Raw genomic sequence first — 18,450 nt, 5'->3', positions numbered from 1 at the left:
CAAGCCACCGTCGAACGCGAAACCAAGAAGTAAGGGTCGTCGCATATCCCAGGTCGTCGGTGGCCTTACGTCTCGGATCCGCGTAATCGGGGTTGCGGTCCAGCGTCGTCGGGAGGCGTGGTCGACTCTCCCATCGTGGATGCGGTCGGTCAAACGCTCAGCGCCCTTCGTCACGAGATGTTCACTTTGGGAGGGCCGTCGAAACATCGGCGAAATGCGCCCCTTGCGAGAGTTTTCGCCCACGCCGCTCAGGGGGTTCGGGCATTCGTGATTCGAACAAATGCTCGAAGGCGAAGGCGAAGGCGAAGGCGAGGGTGAAGGCGAAGGCGAAGGCGAAGGCGAATGCGAGGGCGTTCAGGCGGTGAGGGCGTAGCGGGCGTTGCCGCCGAGGCGGGGCGTGCGGGTGGGGTCGATCCACTGCGGTGGAATGAACCACACCTTCGCCGGGGTGCCGGCCCCGGGGTCGTCGACCCGGATCTCCCACCCGTCGTCGTGGACGGCGTGGTGACAGGGAGTGCACAGCAGCGCGCCGCGGGCGAGGTCGGTTCTTCCCCGATCTCGTTTCCACCAGTCGATGTGGTGCACCTGGGTGCGTTCGGGTGGGGCTCCGCAGCGTGCGCAGCCGCCGTCTCGTTCGACGAGGGCGAGCTTCTGGGCGGGGGTGAACAGGCGCTTCGCGCGACCCCAGTCGAGGATCTCGCTGCCTCCCCCGAGTACGCACGGGATGACCTGTGCGTCAGCGGCCATCCGTCGCACCGCTCCGGCGGGGATCGGGGCGTCGAATCCGTCGACGGATGCCGCGCCCACCCCGCTCTCGAGCTGCTCGAGCGTCATGCGCACGACGACGGTCGTGGTGACGCCGGTCGCGACCGTGTCGCATCCGAGCGCGTGGGCGCACAGTTCGGCGAGGGCGTCGAGCCGCATCTGCTTGACGCTGCGCTGGTCGCGCTCGGCATCGTCGGCGTGCTCGTTGCGATGGAGCACGCCCGTGACGATGCCCTCGACCACCGCGCGGATCGGGGCGGCGGACTCGAGGTCGCACACTCCCTGGAAGTGGAACCGGCCGTCCCGCTCCTGAAAGGTGAGAGACCGCTCCGCGCGCGCTTGCTCATGCCGGGGTTCGACGCCGTCGGGGTCGAGGTGCGCCTCGGCGCGCGCGAGCATGCGCGACAGCTCATCGGCGCGCAGGCCGGGTGCCATGGCCGCGAGCTCCCGCTCTGCGGCATCGAGCCGGTCGGGCTCGACGCGCGGCGCGACCCGGTCGAGCAGCGAGACGATCGCCGCGGCCGCGGTGACGCCCAGGTCGCCGGCGGCGACCCCGTCGGCGACCGCGGGATGCTTGGCGGGCAGCGTCTCGCCGGTGAGCGACATGCGCGGAGCGGTGGCCTCGCCGACCTGCACGAGCTTCATCGCCTCACCCACGCTGGAACCGGTGGTGGTCTGGATCAGCGCCACCGGCGTGCGGAAGCCCTGCTTCTTCGCGAGCGAGTCCTTTCCGAGTTCCGCCCGTGACTGGCGGGCGATCTCCGCAGCCAGTGGAGCGAAAGCCGCGTCGACCCGTCGCTTCAACGCGCCGAACGCCGCGTTCGCCTGCACCAGCTCGCCGGGCGTGAGCGCCTCGGCTGCGCGCTCGCCGACCACCGCGTCGAGCGCGTCCAGCGCCTCCGCGATTCGGTCGAGCAGCAGGTTCTTCATGCTTCGACTTTAGAACGTACCTCCGACACTGGCTCGAGTTGTCCACAGCAAGAGGGGCGGCAGACGACCCGTGCCGCCGGCATCCGACGCGCGGATGTCGGCCCGCCCGCACCCCAGCTCAGTCCGTCGCGAGAAGGTCCCCGAGCCTCAGCCCAGATCGATCAGCACCACGACGACGGTGAGTCCACACGCCAGCGCGAACCCTCCGACGGCCTTCCATGTGCGGCGGCTGCTGTGCGCTCCGACGACCTGGGCAAGCCCGATGAACTCGGGCTCGTCGCGGACCATGGTGTCGGTGTCGCGAAAGGCTCCGCGCAGGGAGACGACGGCGATGGCGAGACTCGCCACCGAGAGCAGAAGCGGAATCAGCATGGCCCCACTCTGGCCCAGCTCTCGCCCCCCGCCACAAACCAGCGGCCCCAGCATCCGTCGATCGGATGCCGGGGCCGCCGGCAGTGGGCCCGAACAGCTCAGCCGAGCGGCGTCACCGCCGAGCCGAGCGCCGGGTACAGCACCGGAGCGGTGCGGTAGTGCGTGGCCTGCTCGAAGTCGTACGCGAGGCCGAGCAGCGTGCCCTCGGCGAAGTCGCGTCCGAGCCATTCGAGGTTGACGCCGACCGACGATCCGCCCTGGCCGGCGCCCGTGGTGCCCATCGGCAGCGTCACGGCCGGCATGCCCGTGTTGGGGCTGAGGCGCATGTTGGTGCCGATGGTTCCGTACGCGTTCGTCGACGGGTAGATGATCGTGTCGAGGTCGTTGTCGTCCATGAGCTTCGTTACGAGCACCTTGCCGGCGGCGAGCTGCTTGGTGTGCGAGCCTTCGACTCCGGCCCAGTCCTGGTACACCTTGTCGGTGACGCCGTTGCGCTGCACGTACACGCTGCGGCGCGAGGTGACGTAGTTGCCGCCGTCGAGGATCTGCTGGATCGACCGCTGCGTCACCTTGGGTGAGAGGTGGGTCGCGACGTACTGGTCGAGGTCGTGCTTGAACTCGTTGGTCGAGCCCGACCCTTCGTTCAGCACTGCCGAGAACCCGGTGGGCGCGGTCAGCTCGACGAGGGTCGCCCCCTGCGCCTCGAGCGTCGCCTTCGCCTGATTCCAAAGCCCGACCGTCGCCGCGTTGTTGCCGATCATCGACGGGATGTACCCGATGCGGGCGCCCTGCAGCGCGGTGTCCGACAGCTCCGACGTGTACGACGACGGCACGAGTCCGGCCTGGCGGGAGGTGACGGCATCCGCGGGGTCGACGCCGACGACGGCGTCGAGCGCGACGGCCGCGTCGATCACCGAACGCGCGATGGGTCCGCCGGTGTCTTGCGACAAAGCGAGCGGGATGATCCCGTCACGGCTGGCAAGACCCACGGTGGGGCGGATGCCGACCAACTGGTTGTACGACGAGGGCACACGGATCGATCCACCGGTGTCGGTGCCGAAGCCGATGCCGGCGAGGTTCGCGGCGATCGCCGCGCCCGTGCCGCCGGAAGACCCGCCGGCCGTCTTCGACGTGTCGTACGGCGAGGCGACGAGCAGCGTCGACCCGACCGGCTGGAACGACGAGAACTCCGACGCGAACCCGTAGGCGAACTCGTCGAGCGATGCCTTGGCGAGGATGACGGCGCCGGCGTCGCGCAGGCCTTCGACCATGAACGCGTCGGTCGACGTCTGGTTGTCGTTCCAGCATCCGCACCCGCCGGTGGTGACCATGTCGACGGTGTCGTAGTTGTCTTTCAGCGCGATCGGCACGCCCAGCAGCAGGCTGGTCATGCCGTTCGCGGCGCGCTCGGCATCTGCATCCGCCGCCGCTTTCAGCGCGACGTCGCTGACGGTGATGATCGAGTTGAGTGCGCGCGTGGCGCCGGTGACGACGGTGCGGTCGTAGGCGGCGATGCGGTCGATGTAGCTCTGCGTGATCTCGACCGAGGTGGTGACCCCGGCGTTCATGGCGGCCTGCATGTCGAGCGTCGTGGCTTCGACGACGTCGAACGGTCCGTCGTCGTAGACCATCCGCTGCGACAGCGCGGCCAGATCGGCGACGGTGATCTCGCCGTCGACATCGAGGTCGATCAGCTTGACCGAGCCCCATGCGGCATCGGCCGAGGTGGTACCGAGCGCCGCCGATGCCACGTCGAGGTCGGCTGCGGTGACCAGTCCGTCGCCGGTGAGGTCGAGCTGCGTGTAGAACGGCGGCAGCGCGGCCGACACGGGTGCGTCGACCGGCTCTGCGTATGCGGCGGGCGCGCCGGTGACGCAGAGGGCGAGGATGCCGAGGGTCGCGGTGCCGGTGAGCACGCGGCGGCGGGTGAAGACGGGGCGGTTCATCGGACGACCTCCTGGCTGATGGTGCTGCTTCTGAAACCGCGGCGACGACGGATCACGAGCACGATGCCCAGGGCGAGCAGTGCCGCGGCGACGGAGCCGGCGACGAGAACGCCCGTCGGGTCGCCTCCGGTCGCGACGAGCGGGTCGGATGCTGCGGGCCCGCTGCCTGACGGTGCCGGCGTGGCGGTGGGGGAGGCCGTGGCGGTGGGCGACGGCGTGCCGGTCGCGCCCGGGGTCGGCGCGGTCGGCGCGGCGGTGACGGCCACGGTCGCGGTGACGGGTGCGGGGAGGGCGATGGTGCCGCCGGTCGAGTCGACGAACGTGGCGCCGGCGAGCTGGATCGCCGCGCTGCCGCCGCCGAGGGCGGTGAACGTGAAGGTCGCGAGCGTCTGCGCGCCCGTGAGTCCCGGCGACGATCCGAGGCGCGTGTGGGTGAGCTGCACGCTGCCGGCGGTCTCGGTGACGGTGTCGTGTCCGCCGGCCGGGAAGGTGGCCGAGGCGTCGTCGAAGTCGAGCAGGGCCGGGTCGAACGTCACGACGAGGTCGTAGGCGTACAGGTCGGTGCTGGCGTCGACCGGGATGGTGACGGTGACGGTGTCGCCTTCGTCGGCCGTGGCGGGCGCCGAGACGGTGACGGCGCCGATCGAGCCGCCGGCGGCGACGGCGGCCGGGGCGAGGGCGAGTGAGGCGCCGAAGAGCGCGACGGTCGCGGCGGCCAGGGCCGCCCATCGACCGCCGAGCCGGCGTGGGCTCGCCGCTGTGCGGAGTGCAGGCATGCGGATGCCATTCCTTTCGGGTGGGGAATGGACAGCCGACGCGCCGTGGTGCGTGAGTCGCATCGGCGCGTCCGGGGGGATACCCGGACTCTTTCAGCCGCAGATTTCTTGGTCGTTTCCGAATGTTGCTCGGTAATGAACGGGCAGCGTCAACGGCACAGCGGCCGCGAACTGCTAGCCACGAGATGCGGCACCTCCGAGGACGCCGCCCTCACTTGCCGGAAGGCAAGGTACGCGCAAGTTGAGACAGCGGATGCGCGGTCGCTGCTGGATGGGGTCACCAGTCGTCCGCGCGCGCTCGCTACACCGCACGACGTACACGAGCAACATCGCGACGCTCGTGAACAGCGCCGTCGCGGGCGACGCGTGCGTTCTACTCATGGGTGCCCCGCCGTGCAGAACGGAGAGACAGACTACGTGTTCTTGGGCAACGACAATCGGAACGCGCTCGCGGAGCAAGCAGCGGAATCAGCGAATGTGGCGTACGCCGACTTCAACGCCAGCTTCGGCGGCCGCGTCATCACGCAGTCAGCGGGGCTGCGGTGGTCACCGGTTACGTGCGCCTGTCGCGCAAGGCGCCGGTGCATGGCCGACCTCGTCTACGAGTTCGTCTTGCGCGGTGCGAGTATCTGACGAGTCGAGTGGGGTCGAACGATCTCTCGGCGAATCTGAGGGGTGTCGGTTCGCTCCTCTCGCGCTCGCTGAATCTCGGTAGATGCGATTCCCAGCACCGCGAAAATAAACATCTGCCACTGAGTGATCAGTGCGACGACATACAGACTCATGCCCATGGCGATGCTCGCCGCGAGGGCGGGGCCCTGCCGGTGGCGAAGGTACTGAAGCAGCGCTATCCCGAATACTGCAAGCAACGCCAACGCCGGCACCAACCCGCTCTCGAGCGCAACCCGCAAGTAGGCGTTGTCGACGCTGACGTACGCGCCGAACTGGAGGTTGGCAGGTCCGAACCATGCAGATTGCGGAACGGCTGTCGAGAAGACGTAGTCGCGGTAACCGTTCGAGCTCGCGAAGTCGTTAGCTGTCGCGCTGTCGACGTTTTGTCCGGTGATTACTGGTCCGACGGCAATCACTGCGGAAATGAAGGCGAGTGCGAGCGGAATACGGTAGCGCTGCGCGCGGAGGATGAGGGTTAGCCCGACGATCACGGCAGCCGCTAACGCTCCTGTCCTCGCGAACGTGCAAACCATCCCTCCGCCGAGCACAGCGAGCGAGAGGAGGAGCCACGGCAATCGCAGTTGAAGGGAGTACGGGATAGCGATGGCCAAGAACCCGGACAACGCAATAGAGGTACCGAATGACGCTTCGGACCGCGCGACACCGGCGCGCATTTGGATCGACTGCCAAACGGCCTGGAGATTGGGTAGGCTGCCGGGCAACTGCAGCGTCTCGAAGACGTGCAAGCCGAACACGAACTCGATGATCGCCCACGCAGCGCAAGCGAGGCCGACGCCGAGGATCATGCGAGCAAGAGCTTCAGGCGCAGCCCTCAACGATATGAGGCGGAGAAGTACATAGGGCAGCGCCCACTGGAACACGGAGTCCGCCGCTAGTCCACGCGATCCGCCTGTCAGGAATGCGAAGACCATGAGCGCGACGAGGGCGAACATGGCCCAATCCAAGGCATTAATCTTCACGCGCGTCCCGCTTGCGGCCATCACGCCGGGTACCAGAACGAGCGCGAGCGCTGACCCAAACACGAACTGCGAGTTCGCGACTCCGAATCCGATCCAAGTCGGGACGACGGCCACTGCGATCCACCACAAGTAGGCGGACACAAGCGGTTTTCGCCACGTGATGGCCAGCATCCAGAGCGCAACGACCAGAGCCATCGTGATTGTGGGACCCGCGACCATGACGCTGCCGAGGAGTGCTGCCACCGCAAACACCGCGGGGAGGATGCTACGCATCGTGCGACGGCCACGACCGATAGATGCCCACTGCAGAGACCGTTGACGCGGCCGGGAATCCCACCGTCTCGTACGCGCCCCTGCCGTCGCGATCTGAGAGCGGAGCAAGTAACGTCCGCGCAAACAGACCCTCGCTGATTCGCAAGTTTGCGGTGAGAAGCCCTGGCGTCCTATTCAGCTGCAGTGGTGGAATCTGAGGGCGCTTAGCCATGCCGATCATGATAACGGGACCGACCTGATTCGTGGCGAAGTCGATCAGCACCGCGACACCGACTCGCTACACTCCAACGGTGCCCGGGTGACCAGTTGCGAGGGCAGAAGGGTGGAGCGCGTGGCACGTAACCGAATCGAAGGGCTCGACGCTCTGCGCGGCCTCGCCATTTTGCTCGTCATGCTGCGTCACGCGTGGCCGAGCCTCTTCGGCGGCGGCGGAATCGTCGGGGTCGTGGTGTTCTTCACGCTTTCTGGCTACCTGATCACGGCCATTTTGCACGGCTCGATCACTCAATACGGGCGCGTTCGCTACGGGCGGTTCTATCGTGACAGGGCATTCCGCCTCATCCCCGCCTTGATGTTGATGCTGCTCGGGATTACCGTCATCGCGCTCTCAACAAACTTGCTCGGGGATCGGGGAGAGCTACTCCGTACATGGCTTGTCGCACTGACCTATACCGGCCCTATACCGGCAATCTACCCTTTGATCACGGTAGCCCCGCCATCAATCACATCTGGACACTCGCCACCGAGGAGCAGTTCTATCTCTTATGGCCGATCGTGCTGGTGCTTGGACTGCGATGGCGGAAGCTGTGGTGGGTGATCGGAGGATCCGCGATAGCGATCCTGGCTGTCTGCGTCGCCTCGCTGGCATACGTCGCCCCGAACTATGGCGACGCCTACACCCTTCCCTCCTCGTGGGCGGTGACGATTCTCATCGGAGCCGCCGCGTACTTTGCGCAGGACCGCATCTCAAGCTGGCTCCCGAAACGTGGTCGCTTGATCGCGCCTGCTGCGATCATCGCGCTCGTTGCCATGAGCCTCATTCCCAACTTCAAGGACTCGATCGCGGCCTACCTACTCGGCGGCCCCGCGATCGCAGTACTGACCGTGCTCGTTGTGAACTACGTGCGCCAGTGGCAGAGAGTCAATGGCATGATGCGCCCTATGCTGTGGCTCGGGACCATCTCATACGCTGCCTACCTCTGGAACTTGCCCGTCGCACTGTGGCTTGAAGTCGCAGGAGTTCCCTTTGGTGCGCTGCTGTCACTGCCTTTGACGATCGCGGCGGCGACGGTCAGTTGGTATGCCGTCGAGCGACCCATGCGCGAACTCAAACGCCGCATCGAACGGCGCGAGAGGGGCCTTGGAGACACCGCGGCCGTTGCCCCCAGGATCGTCGCCTGATCGCTCGTGTAGACCGGTTCGCCGATCGGCAGAACACCCTTATACGGATTGAAACGCCCGGGGTGTGATGGAGGCTCTCAAACCTGTGAAGGATGAGAGTTATGGCTGCACCACGAAAGTACACCGAGGAGATGAGGGAGCGTGCGACGCGGTTGGCGTTGGACGCCCGCCGCGACCCCGCGAGCAAAGTCGGGGCGATCAAGCGGATCGCTGACCAGCTCGGGATCCATCCCGAGGCGTTGCGCACTTGGGTGCGGCAGGCCGAGATCGACGGCGGGACCGCGCCAGGGACGACTACCGCGGACGCGCAGCGGATCGCGGACCTCGAGCGGGAGGTTCGGGACCTGCGCCGGGCGAACGAGATCCTGAAGGCTGCGTCAGCGTTTTCGCGGCGGCGGAGCTCGACCGCAAGCTGAAGTGGCCGAGGTGCCGACCGCGGTGCTCGTCGAGTACATCGACGGGCACCGCGACAGGTACGGGGTCGAGCCGATCTGCCAGGTCCTGCGCGAGAGCGGGATGCAGATCGCCCCGAGCACCTACTACGCCGCGAAGACCCGGCAGCCGTCCGCGAGAGCGGTCCAAGACGCAGAACTGGTCATCGACATCAAGACCGCGCACAAGGCGAACTGAATCGGCCTGACTTTCGTTCCTATCGGGAGCCTTGTCCGGCAGGTGCCGGCTGGCCTGATTCTTGGTCAGCGTAGTACGCGTGCTCGACCTCGAGTGGGGTGCGAATGTCGAGTTCGCCGTGGAGGCGCTGGTTGTTCCACCACCACACGTATTCGAGGGTCGCGAGCTCGACCTGCTCGACCGTCCTCCAGGGGCCGCGCTGACGGATCAGTTCGGTCTTGTAGAGGTTGTTGATCGCCTCGGCGAGGGCGTTGTCGTAGCTGTCGCCGATGGTCCCGGTGGAGGGGACGGCGCCGAGTTCGACGATGCGGTCGGTGTAGACCATCGCCATGTAGTTCCTGGGCTCAACCGGTCGTTGCAACACCGGGTTGTTGAAGCGAGCGTAGCTGCTCCTCGAAGACTTCCGCGGGAGTGCGCCAGTCCAGGCTTTTCCGTGGCCGGTTGTTGAGCGCGAGAGCGACGGCTTCGAGGTCCTCGGCTGACCACCGCGAGAGGTCCGTGCCCTTCGGGAAGTATTGACGCAGCAACCCGTTTGTGTTCTCGTTCGTCGGCCGCTGCCAGGGCGAGTGGGGGTCGGCGAAGAACACCTTCGTGCCCGTCTCAAGCGCGAACTGGGCATGCGCAGAGAGTTCCTTGCCGCGATCCCAGGTGAGTGTCTTGCGAAGCTGTTCTGGAAGCTTCGTCATGGTCGCGACGAGAGCAGCGTTCATCGCGACGGCGCCGTAGCCTCCCAGAGCAGGACCGTTCTTCACATATGGGTTCTCGCCCCAGCCCTCCAGGCGGGGCAGGTGCACCAGGAGAGTCGAGCGGCTCTTGCGCTCGACGACAGTGCCGATCGCCGATCGGCCCGTGCCGATGATCAGATCCCCCTCCCAGTGCCCAGGAACGGCGCGGTCCGCCGCCTCCGCAGGACGTTCGGAGAACACGACATCGGCGGTGACATGCCCTTGCGGACGGTTCTGCGCTCGAGCTCGTGGCTGCCGGAGTGCGCGACCGGTTCGCAGGCAGGTGACGAGTTCGCGTTTAAGCGCGCCACGGCCCTGGATGAACAGCGACTGGTAGATCGCCTCGTGGCTGATGCGCATGGACTCATCATCCGGGAAGTCGACCTTCAGGCGGTGTGAGATCTGCTCCGGGCTCCACGCGATCGCCCACCGCCGGTCCTGCCGATGCGGCTTGTTCCGCCCCTTCCATGCCAGCGGCTCAGGCCCGACGACCACGCTGCCATCGGATCGGCGGACGTTGCCGGCGAGACGGTCCTGGACGTACTCGCGCAGCCTAGCGTTGGTCACCAACCTCGCCTTCTTCGGCCGCTTCGCCGCCTGCTGCGCCTTCCACTGCGCCACCAGCGCCCGGTATTCCTGCTTGCCGCTGCGCGTGGCGGCATTGCGGCGCAGCTCGCGGGAGATCGTTCCCGGGTCGCGGCCAATCCTGCGGGCGATCTCACGCACGCCGACCTGTTTGGCGCGGAGAAGCGCGATCTCCTCGCGTTCCTCGAAGGACAGATAGCGACCCGTGGGCGGGGCGAGGCTGATCGGCGGCATGCCGCCAGCGTGACGAAACCAGCGGGTCCCGACCGGCACAGACACGCCCACCATCAGCGCCGCTTCGGCGGAGGTGATACCCGTCGCGATCAGACGCCAGAACTGCCGTTGCACCTCCCGCGAAGGCTCAGGCCGCCCGGGCGAGCGCATCGGCGGACGCAACGCCCGATCCGCACGCCACTGCCGACGCGCACTCACGGGCACTTCGCTGGTCTTCTTGCTCCAATCCGCCGTCACCATCGCTGAACACCTCTCGATCGAGGTGTTGCGACAACCAGTTGAATCCGCCGTTCGAACCGTGGTCCGAGTGATGCGTCAGGCCGGTGAGGTCGCCGCCGGCGCCCCAAGCGGCCATGTCGAGCGCCTGCAGGGGCAGGATCTCGGCGCGCAGCGTCGATGCGACGTTCCATCCGACGATGCGTCTCGAGTAGACGTCGGTGACGAACGCGACGTAAGCGAAACCGGACCAGGTCGCGACGTAGGTCACGTCGCTGACCCAGAGCCGCCTTGGCGCGGGCGCCTTGAAACGGCGGTTCACGAGATCACTCGGCAGCGCCGCCGTCTTGTCGGCGCGGGTCGTGAACACTCGCTTCGACTTCTTCACGCCCCGAACCCCGGCGAGGCGCATGAGGCGCTCGGTCTGGTCGCGGCCGATGTCCCACCCTTGCCGGCGCATGAGCGCATGCATCTTCCGGCGCCCGTAGACGCCGTAGTTCTCCGCATGCAACCTGGCGACCTCGGGCGCGAGGAGTTCGTCCTTCAGCTGCCGCGCCGAGGGCGCACGGCCGACGGCGGCGCGGTAGCCGCGCGCGGTGAGGAACCCCTGAACTGCCGGTCGGAGGACTCGACAGATGAGCTCGACCCCGAAACGATCCCGGTGTTCGCTGATGAACCGGATCATCTCGGTCAGGGGCGGTCGAGCTCCTTCGCGAAAAACACGCTCGCAGCCTTGAGGATCTCATTCGCCTTGCGCAGCTCGGCGTTCTCCTTCTGTAACCGCTTGATCTCCGCCGCCGCATCGCTCGTCAGCCCCGGCGTCACGCCAGCGTCGACCTCGTAACGGCGCTGCCACAACCGCAGCGTCTCCGGGCTCATCCCCAGCAGCCCGGCCACGTGACGGACCGCGCTCATCATGTTCGGGTGCGACGGCCGCGTCTCCGCGAGCATCCGCAAAGCCCGCTCACGCATCTCCGGCGAGTACTTCCTGTTCATCGAGTTCCATCCTTACTTGAAGAACGGAACGAAAGTCAGGCCGATTCACGCGTTCGAACGCGCCAAGCCGGTGGCGACGCTCCGCTAAATTGGCCCGTGTGAGATTCGTTCGTGGAGTACTGAACCGCGCCAGGGCGCAGATTCGCCGTTTTCGGATGTCGCGCGCAGGGGAGCTGGATCGTATTGCGTTCTATCCTGGGGTCATCAGAGGCCAGCGAGTCAGGTTGACTGGCGACGTGAATTTCGGGTCAGAACCATTTCTGATTTCGCTCGGCTCGGATGTCACGATCGCAGACGGCGTGCGTTTCCTCACCCACGACGGCGGGGTTCGGGTGTTTAGGACGGAGATCCCTGATCTTCACGTATACGCGCCAATCCGGGTCGGCGATCGTGTATTCATCGGCGTAGGCGCGATGATCATGCCAGGTGTCGAGATCGGTGACGATGTGGTTGTCGGCGCTGGCAGTATCGTCACGCGAAACATCCCATCGAACGAGGTGTGGGCAGGCGTGCCCGCCCGGCGTCTCAAGTCGCTCGAAGAGTATCGGGAGGGGGCGACGCGGAAGGCCACGTTTTGGCCGGTTGGGGAATACGGGGATCGGTGGAGGTCGCACCTCCTCGCTCAGTACGGCCAACGCGGATCCTGATGATTGCCTGCGCGACACCTTGGAATGGTTGAAGGAAGAATTTCGTTGATCATGCGCGCTAGAACGAGTTCGTTTTCGGCGCTGGCCAGGTCTCTCGGCGGGTTCACTGCGATTCAACTAGTGGGATTTGCGGCGCCTTTCATCGCGCTGCCAGTGATCGCGCGAATGGTCGGCGCGGCCGAGTGGGTGCACCTAGCGTCAGCGCAAGCAATCGGTTCGCTTACCGCGGCTGTCATCTTGTTTGGCTGGTGGACTGCCGGGCCCAGTGAATACTATCGGCGCAGCGGAAAAGCTGCACGAGCGCTCCTCTATCGACAAAGCGTACTTGAGCGGGCGATTGTTGCCTCGGTTGCCTTGCCGATTTCGTTCGTCGTGGTCGCGATGATCACTCCACCCGACTTTCTCTTGATCGCCGTTCTCGCGAACCTCGCAATGGCGAGCTACGGTTTCACGCCCGACTGGTACTTCATCGCCATGCGACGGCCCGCAAAACTTGCACTTTACGAGACCGGGCCCCGCGCGTTCGGTATCGTTGTCGGGGTTGGGGCAATATTGCTCACACGGGACATCATTTGGTATCCGCTAACCCAGTTAGTTGCCGCAGCAATTGCCTATCTGCTGATGATACATCTCGAAACTCCACGTTCTTCGGGGATGACCGTTTCGCTTAAGTCCGGGCTGCGCAATCTCAGGTCCAACATGCCGATTGCGGCCTCAAACATCTTGGGTGCGGCGTACGGGCAGTTGACCATACCAGTAGCTTCTGCGCTTGCGACCAATGGCGCGTTGGCGCCGTACGTAGCCGGTGACAAACTATATAAGGCCTCACGATTCACGATCGTCGCTCTAGGCAACACGTTGCAAGGCTGGGTGTTATCGGCGGAGACGTATCGTCGACAGATGTTCGCGATCAGTTTCCACATCGGCTGGGGCATCGTCGGAGGCTCGATGCTCGCTGTTCTCACCCCTTGGGCGACCCACTTGCTGTTCGGCAGCGAACTCCGGGTTGAGTATTCGACTAGCATCGCCTTCGGAGTTGCATTTCTGTTCGCTTCGATCACGACCCCGCTTGTGAGAAACGTTCTGATTCCTCACGGTCGACGTAGGCTCCCCCTAGTCGCGACCGCGCTCGCTCTTACGGTTGGGCTCGGTGGGATCTGGCCGTTCTACTCGGCTTTCGGTGTGTCGGGAATCGGGTTAGCGGTTGCCGCCAGCGAGTTCGTCAGCGCGGCCGTGAACGGACTCTCCTCCATTCAGGTTCTACGTGGCGTGCGGCGCGAGGGCCGTGCGCGCCCCGCCGCCTAGATGTGTAGCTCAGGAACGGATGATCAGGATGAACGACGAAGCTAGTGACCTGGTGGTCTATACCGCGCTTTTCGGGTCATACGAGACCCTCGTTGAGCAGCCGACAGCAATGTTGTCGGCCGCCAGATTCATTTGCTTTACGGACGACCCTTCGCTGCGCAGCGACACTTGGGAGGTTCGGCTCGTTGAATCAACGGTGAGTTGGGATCCGACCCGCATGGCGCGAAGCGCGAAGATCGCGGGGTACCGAGAATTGGGGGCGCGGGTATCGATATGGATTGATAACCGAGTAGTTCTGCGTGTGATTCCGGAGTTGATAGTCGAGCGATTTCTCGGCGATGCCGACATTGCATTGCCGATACATGATCACCGGGCGTCAGTCGACGATGAGTTCCGGGAAGTGCTCGCGGCTGGCATCGACCACCCGTGGCGGGTGCGAGAGCAAAGGTACTTTCTCGAACGCGCAACACCAGATGTCTTGGCGCAGATCCCATTTTGGACGGCCATCTTGATTCGCCGCGACACTGAGGATGTCAGTAGAGCGATGCAGATATGGCGAGATCTGGTCTTCTTACATTCCCGACGAGATCAGCTCTCGGTGAACTATGCGTTGCATGTCTCTGGGGTGACCGTCTCGCCAATGCGCCTCGTCAATGGCGAGTCCGAGATTCACACCTGGCTCCGAGCCGACGTCTTGCCGAAGAAGCGTGAGCTGTTGTATGGGCATGGGTATAGGTACAGGCTTGGAATGAAGCTGTGGGATTCGCTAATTGCCAGCAAGCTCTATATCCGCGTTCGCGGACGCGCACAACGATGGAAATGGGCGAGAGCGGCGTCGTGATCGATGGGGCAAATACGGCTGAAGTCTATCTAGGTGGCAGACCGTGGAGAATCTCGGCAATCTGGCCGATCATTTGCTCACTCGCGTTGCCGGCGCGTACTGCTCGCGCGCCGCTCAGTCCCATGTCCGCAGCCTTCTCAGGGGCATCGAGAAGACTCTTCACTGCGCTGGCCATGGCCATTGCGTCTTCCGGAGGTGTGAGAACGCCCGTCTCCCGGTCGTGAACGTAGTCTGACATTCCGGGGGTATCAGAAATCACAACCGGACGGCCAATCGCTTGTGCTTCGAGTGCGACCGTCGAACCAGACGTGTACAAGTTTGGCCGAGAGGCGACTACGATGACAGCGGCGCGCTGATAGTAGTTTCTCAATTCGGAGTGATCGCTAAAGCGCGTCACCTTTGTCACCCCACGGGGTGGTAGTTGCGGATCCTTGGTTTGTACGACGATTTCTATAGATGGGTCCATCGAAAGTAGTTCTTCAAACGAACCATACAACGTGCGACTATCTCGTGCCTGATCGTTCCCAACACTTAAGACTAGGCGAGAATCCGGGTAGGGCGTCTGGGCATAATACTCCGTATCTATGCCCAGGGGCACGTACTTAATCCGTTCACATGGGATCTCAAGCAGTTGTGACAACAAGCGAGGTGTCGCAGAACTGAATGTCAGAATCCGATCCATGCGGCGCAGAGAGTGAGCGAGAACGGCGCGCCGCGCTCGTACGCGAGTCGAAGGGCGACGCGCCATAAGTTGGTCGGTAATCCAGATAGTCCCGCATACCGATCGTTGCCGACCTCGCGCTACTTCCCGGGCAACCCCCTCATCGAAACCTAGTTTGATGTCAGTGCGGGGGCCGCTAGATGCGTCGGAGACAACTAACCCATGATCTGTAAGCTTGTCGAGGCCGTACGGCCACCGTCCAGGGACCTTGCCATCCTGCCACTGCTGCGACCAGGCATCTACCGACAAGCTCTTGCCGTAGTGTATGCCCACACTGCGGCGGGCCGGGTTTGGTGTTATTGCTGTCATTGCTAGAGCGAATGTATTCCGTATTCGACGGTGCGGGGCGTGGCTAGTTTTCGGTCTCAAAATATCGACGGGTTGTCGAGTCGACCAATGCTGTGTAGTTGACGCGTACAGTCGACAGTTGTTCCTCTGTAATGCTCAACGCATTGGCGATTCCTTTCCCCCAATCCTCATCCACGAGGCAAATAGCGTCTACGCCGAAAAGTGCTGCGAGACTCGAGCGTCGAGGGCCGACCACGGGCCGCCCAAGTTCGATGGCTCTGACGGCTATTCCGCTCTGGTAGAAACGGGTATATGGGATCACGATTGCCGCACTGTCGCTAATGAGGTGATCCAACTCTTGCTCGGCTACGAACTCTGGTGTTACTTTCCAGCCGCGAACGAGCGGCCAGCCTCGACCCACAATTTCAAACGAATGGCCACTTATGCGGTCGTCCGCTGCGATCGACTCCAGCGCTTCCACGTTCCGTGAGGGCTTGTACTGGCCCAAGACGCGCACGACGCGAGGCTCCCTTTCCGCACTGACGCGTCCGTCAATTGAGAGTATGGGGTGGTGGATCAGCCGTGTACGGCTCTCGCCAAGATGAGCCACAACTTCCTCGCGGGCGATTTGGCTGTGAGTGATTGCCGACCCTCGTCCAAGTACTCTTGCGAAAGCCCGTGCCCATGCACCATAACCCACCGCACGAACAAGTGGAGTCGGGTCATGGATCACGACGCTCGCGTTGGCAAGGCGCAGGAACCGCAGGACGATAAAGTCCAGATACCCAAGCACAGGCCACAGGATCACCACACAGCCAGCCCCCATACGTCGGGCGCGCCGCAGGTGAGCGATGTACTCACGTACCCACCTAATGCGTGAGGCCCCGCTGGCAGACGGCTCGAGGAATGCGGTGCTCGTCACCGAAGCGCCGTACCGCATGAGCGTCTGGCGCAACTCCTCCTGATAATGGGCGAGGGCGGCGCCGAGAGGATTGATCAGAACTGCGTCTGTCGTCTGGTTCAACTTAGCCTCATGTGTGTGCTCGTATCGGCGCTATTCGGGTATCACGTGTCATATTCGCGAGGCATGGGTCGCATAACTTCGGTCAGTCGGGCCATGTCATCGGGGACTACTCGCAAGATCATGCTCGCGCGTGCTTGAGTACTCAAGGCGCAACGCGCCGTTGAAGCCGTCTCGTAGCCCGGCGAGACGCGCGACTCTCTGGTCGCGCCTCCCTCTTGCGGTATCCAACAGTATCTTCACCGCTCCTTCGACGCTGGCCATGAATACCTTCGCGCCGCGACCGTACTTGCGCCACAAGAGAATGCGATTGCGCACCGCAAAGTAGATCGGTGCGGAAAGGGTTTTTTGTTCGGCGTGCGCGGTTGACACGACTCGGATCGTCCCCTTCATGGATAGTTGGAGCGATATGTCGACATCGTCCCAGTACAAGAAGAATCGGTCATCGAAAACATCGTTGATCGCATCACGGCGCACCATGGTGCAACATCCTTCGAGCCAGTCGGCATTGACAAGTTCATTGCCGGGGCGGACGACCCGGTGGAGCGCGCGACCGCGCCAATCGAGTCTTCCTCCCGCTGACCACACTTCCCCGTTTGGTGAAGAGACCAATGGTCCGGTCTGAGCGATGCTGGTATCTGCGACCATCGCGTCCAGCATCCGCTCCACGCATTGCTCGGCGAGTCGCACCTCGTGGGTCATCAGGAGGCAGTACTCCAAACCTCGGGGCAGCGACTCGACGCCAGCAGCCATGCCTCTGGAGTAGCCGACATTGGTCGAGAGATTCAAGACCTTGACCACGCCGTCGTATTCTCCCGACATCGCCTGCAATACGCCATCATCGGAATTGTTGTCGACGATCACGATGGCGATGGGAGGACGTGACTGCGCCAAGAGTGTGCTGACGGTCTCGAACACCTCCGCCCCGAGCCGGTAGTACAGGATGACTGCGCCATAGCTCACGTCGCGACGGTGGGAGTGAGTGTCAGAACGATCATGCGTCGGCAAGGTCCACTCCGCGCTCGGATGACACATATCGAAGCGATTCTAGGTAGCGTGCGTTGACCGCTTCCCAAGAGAAGGACTCGCGAGCGCGCTGCTTCAAGGCGCTGCTCGCATCCTCGACGTCCCGTGACGCTGCGAGACGGCTCACTGTCGCGACTATGTCGCCGATTGCCCCGTCGGTGAACGCTCCGGTTGCGCCCGTGACCTCGCGATTATACGGGGTGTCGCGGGCGACGACCGGGGCGCCCAGAGCCATCGCCTGCACGAGAGCGGGATTCGTTCCGCCGACGGTGTGACCGTGGAAGTAGACGGCGCAGTGCTGCCACAGGCTGAAGAGACGGCGGTCGTCGCTGACGTGCCCCAGCCAGTGTATGCGTGGATTGGTCGCAGCCAGGGCTCGCGCGTGATCATCGAGTTCCCCGCCGTAGCCCGACGAGCCGACGATCACGACCTCGGTGTGCTCAGCGATGTGCGGTGCCGCCTCGAGGAACTCGGGGATGGAATTCTCGGGAACGAATCGAGCTACGACCAGCGCGTAACCGCGGTGCGTCAGGCCGGGCTCGACCGGGAGATCCTGATCCACGGGATCGCCTCCATACGGGATGTACTCGCCGTCGAGACCGAACTCGTCTTTCCAGCGACGTGCGATTTCGTGCGAGTCGTACACCATGCGTGTTCCGTACTTGGCGGTCCACTTGCCGCCTTGATGGAAGACCCACTTCGCGAACCGTCCCCACTTGGCGCGGTCCCACTCGATGCCGTCGACATTCACCAAAGTGGGAATGCCGGCGCGCTTGAGGATCGGCAGCCAGAACCCGTTCGCCACGTTCATGACGAGCGCCACGTCCGGCTTCTCCTTCGCGGCGTGAAGAGCGGCGGTGAGACCATAGGTCAAGGTGCTCAGCGACTTCTTCTCGAGGCCCCTCGTCTCGATCACCCGGACGCGGGGGTCGCGTCCCGGGTCGTCGGCCCGCGTGCCCGCAGGGCGGCTATAGACGGTGACGTCCCAACCCTGCTCGACGAGATAGGGGGCGAGCTTGCGGACCGCAGTCTCAAACCCGCCGTAATAACTGGGGTAACCGCGAGTTCCGATGATTGCAACTGAAGGCACGAAATCTGTT

At 64.2% G+C, this 18,450-nt stretch carries 18 protein-coding genes and 2 pseudogenes; 7 read left to right on the top strand and 13 right to left on the bottom strand.

All coding sequences use genetic code 11. From position 1 onward, the window contains the following. Positions 1–354 precede the first annotated feature (354 nt). The 5 genes from C7474_RS12765 to C7474_RS12745 all read right to left on the bottom strand — a co-directional run bounded on the left by C7474_RS12765 (position 355) and on the right by C7474_RS12745 (position 6,714). Positions 355–1,695 carry an HNH endonuclease gene (locus C7474_RS12765; RefSeq protein WP_121060436.1) on the bottom strand — a complete coding sequence of 447 codons (1,341 nt, stop codon included), beginning with the start codon at positions 1,693–1,695 and terminating at the stop codon, positions 355–357. A gap of 147 nt (positions 1,696–1,842) precedes the next feature. Beyond that, complete coding sequence (locus C7474_RS12760) at positions 1,843–2,067, bottom strand: hypothetical protein (protein ID WP_121060435.1); 225 nt, start codon at positions 2,065–2,067, stop codon at positions 1,843–1,845. Between the two features lie 98 nt (positions 2,068–2,165). Next, a complete protein-coding gene (locus C7474_RS12755; RefSeq protein ID WP_121060433.1) occupies positions 2,166–4,013 on the bottom strand; it encodes an amidase family protein in 1,848 nt (615 codons plus the stop codon). After that, positions 4,010–4,789 carry a cohesin domain-containing protein gene (locus tag C7474_RS12750; RefSeq protein ID WP_158597348.1) on the bottom strand — a complete coding sequence of 260 codons (780 nt, stop codon included), beginning with the start codon at positions 4,787–4,789 and terminating at the stop codon, positions 4,010–4,012. Before C7474_RS12750 ends, C7474_RS12755 begins: the two co-directional genes overlap by 4 nt. A 599-nt stretch (positions 4,790–5,388) precedes the next feature. Further along, complete coding sequence (locus C7474_RS12745) at positions 5,389–6,714, bottom strand: hypothetical protein (protein ID WP_147436723.1); 1,326 nt, start codon at positions 6,712–6,714, stop codon at positions 5,389–5,391. A gap of 298 nt (positions 6,715–7,012) precedes the next feature. Here C7474_RS12745 and C7474_RS15510 point away from each other — a divergent pair. From C7474_RS15510 to C7474_RS15085, 4 genes and pseudogenes are all read left to right on the top strand, one after another. Beyond that, a pseudogene (locus tag C7474_RS15510) lies at positions 7,013–7,312 on the top strand (acyltransferase family protein); the annotation flags it as partial. Between the two features lie 50 nt (positions 7,313–7,362). Next, a complete protein-coding gene (locus tag C7474_RS12735; RefSeq protein ID WP_121060426.1) occupies positions 7,363–8,115 on the top strand; it encodes an acyltransferase family protein in 753 nt (250 codons plus the stop codon). Positions 8,116–8,216: 101 nt separating this feature from the next. Beyond that, positions 8,217–8,531 carry a transposase gene (locus C7474_RS12730; protein ID WP_158597347.1) on the top strand — a complete coding sequence of 105 codons (315 nt, stop codon included), beginning with the start codon at positions 8,217–8,219 and terminating at the stop codon, positions 8,529–8,531. A 1-nt stretch (position 8,532) separates the two neighbouring features. Then, positions 8,533–8,745, top strand: coding sequence for a hypothetical protein (locus tag C7474_RS15085; RefSeq protein ID WP_158597346.1), 213 nt, complete (start codon positions 8,533–8,535; stop codon positions 8,743–8,745). 19 nt (positions 8,746–8,764) lie between these two features. Here the strand turns inward: C7474_RS15085 and C7474_RS12725 are convergent. The 4 genes and pseudogenes from C7474_RS12725 to C7474_RS12710 all read right to left on the bottom strand — a co-directional run. Then, positions 8,765–9,031: pseudogene (locus tag C7474_RS12725) on the bottom strand (integrase core domain-containing protein); the annotation flags it as partial. 58 nt (positions 9,032–9,089) lie between these two features. Next, positions 9,090–10,439: an IS30 family transposase gene (locus C7474_RS12720; RefSeq protein WP_422385806.1), complete on the bottom strand. Its 1,350-nt coding sequence runs from the start codon at positions 10,437–10,439 to the stop codon at positions 9,090–9,092. Continuing rightward, a complete protein-coding gene (locus tag C7474_RS12715) occupies positions 10,417–11,190 on the bottom strand; it encodes an IS3 family transposase (protein WP_121060420.1) in 774 nt (257 codons plus the stop codon). The genes C7474_RS12720 and C7474_RS12715 overlap by 23 nt, the downstream gene beginning before the upstream one ends. Before the next feature lie 5 nt (positions 11,191–11,195). Beyond that, positions 11,196–11,501, bottom strand: coding sequence for a transposase (locus C7474_RS12710; RefSeq protein WP_121060418.1), 306 nt, complete (start codon positions 11,499–11,501; stop codon positions 11,196–11,198). 224 nt (positions 11,502–11,725) lie between these two features. On the opposite strand from C7474_RS12710, the gene C7474_RS15420 reads away from it, so the two are divergent. The 3 genes from C7474_RS15420 to C7474_RS12695 are packed head-to-tail and all read left to right on the top strand — an operon-like array spanning position 11,726 to position 14,294. Next, entirely contained in the window at positions 11,726–12,148 is a 423-nt protein-coding gene (locus C7474_RS15420) for an acyltransferase (RefSeq protein ID WP_277870604.1), read from the top strand. 45 nt (positions 12,149–12,193) lie between these two features. Then, complete coding sequence (locus tag C7474_RS14940) at positions 12,194–13,453, top strand: lipopolysaccharide biosynthesis protein (RefSeq protein ID WP_147436721.1); 1,260 nt, start codon at positions 12,194–12,196, stop codon at positions 13,451–13,453. A gap of 28 nt (positions 13,454–13,481) precedes the next feature. Further along, complete coding sequence (locus tag C7474_RS12695) at positions 13,482–14,294, top strand: glycosyltransferase domain-containing protein (RefSeq protein WP_158597345.1); 813 nt, start codon at positions 13,482–13,484, stop codon at positions 14,292–14,294. Positions 14,295–14,319: 25 nt separating this feature from the next. On the opposite strand, the gene C7474_RS15080 is transcribed toward C7474_RS12695, so the two are convergent. The 4 genes from C7474_RS15080 to C7474_RS12680 all read right to left on the bottom strand — a co-directional run bounded on the left by C7474_RS15080 (position 14,320) and on the right by C7474_RS12680 (position 18,440). Continuing rightward, positions 14,320–14,892 (bottom strand): glycosyltransferase family 4 protein, encoded by a 573-nt coding sequence (locus C7474_RS15080; protein ID WP_158597344.1) that lies wholly within the window; start codon positions 14,890–14,892, stop codon positions 14,320–14,322. Positions 14,893–15,367: 475 nt separating this feature from the next. Continuing rightward, a complete protein-coding gene (locus C7474_RS14935) occupies positions 15,368–16,114 on the bottom strand; it encodes a hypothetical protein (RefSeq protein WP_147436720.1) in 747 nt (248 codons plus the stop codon). 309 nt (positions 16,115–16,423) lie between these two features. Next, positions 16,424–17,287: a glycosyltransferase family 2 protein gene (locus C7474_RS12685; protein WP_158597343.1), complete on the bottom strand. Its 864-nt coding sequence runs from the start codon at positions 17,285–17,287 to the stop codon at positions 16,424–16,426. 31 nt (positions 17,288–17,318) lie between these two features. Then, the gene (locus C7474_RS12680; protein WP_121060406.1) at positions 17,319–18,440 is read right to left on the bottom strand and encodes a glycosyltransferase; all 1,122 of its coding nucleotides are present in this window, start codon (positions 18,438–18,440) and stop codon (positions 17,319–17,321) included. Between the last annotated feature and the right edge of the window lie 10 nt (positions 18,441–18,450).

The organism is Microbacterium telephonicum (genome assembly GCF_003651225.1).
In the GTDB taxonomy this organism is placed as follows: domain Bacteria; phylum Actinomycetota; class Actinomycetes; order Actinomycetales; family Microbacteriaceae; genus Microbacterium; species Microbacterium telephonicum.
Note: the sequence above shows the minus strand (reverse complement) of the source record. Positions and strands in the feature narration are given on the sequence as shown.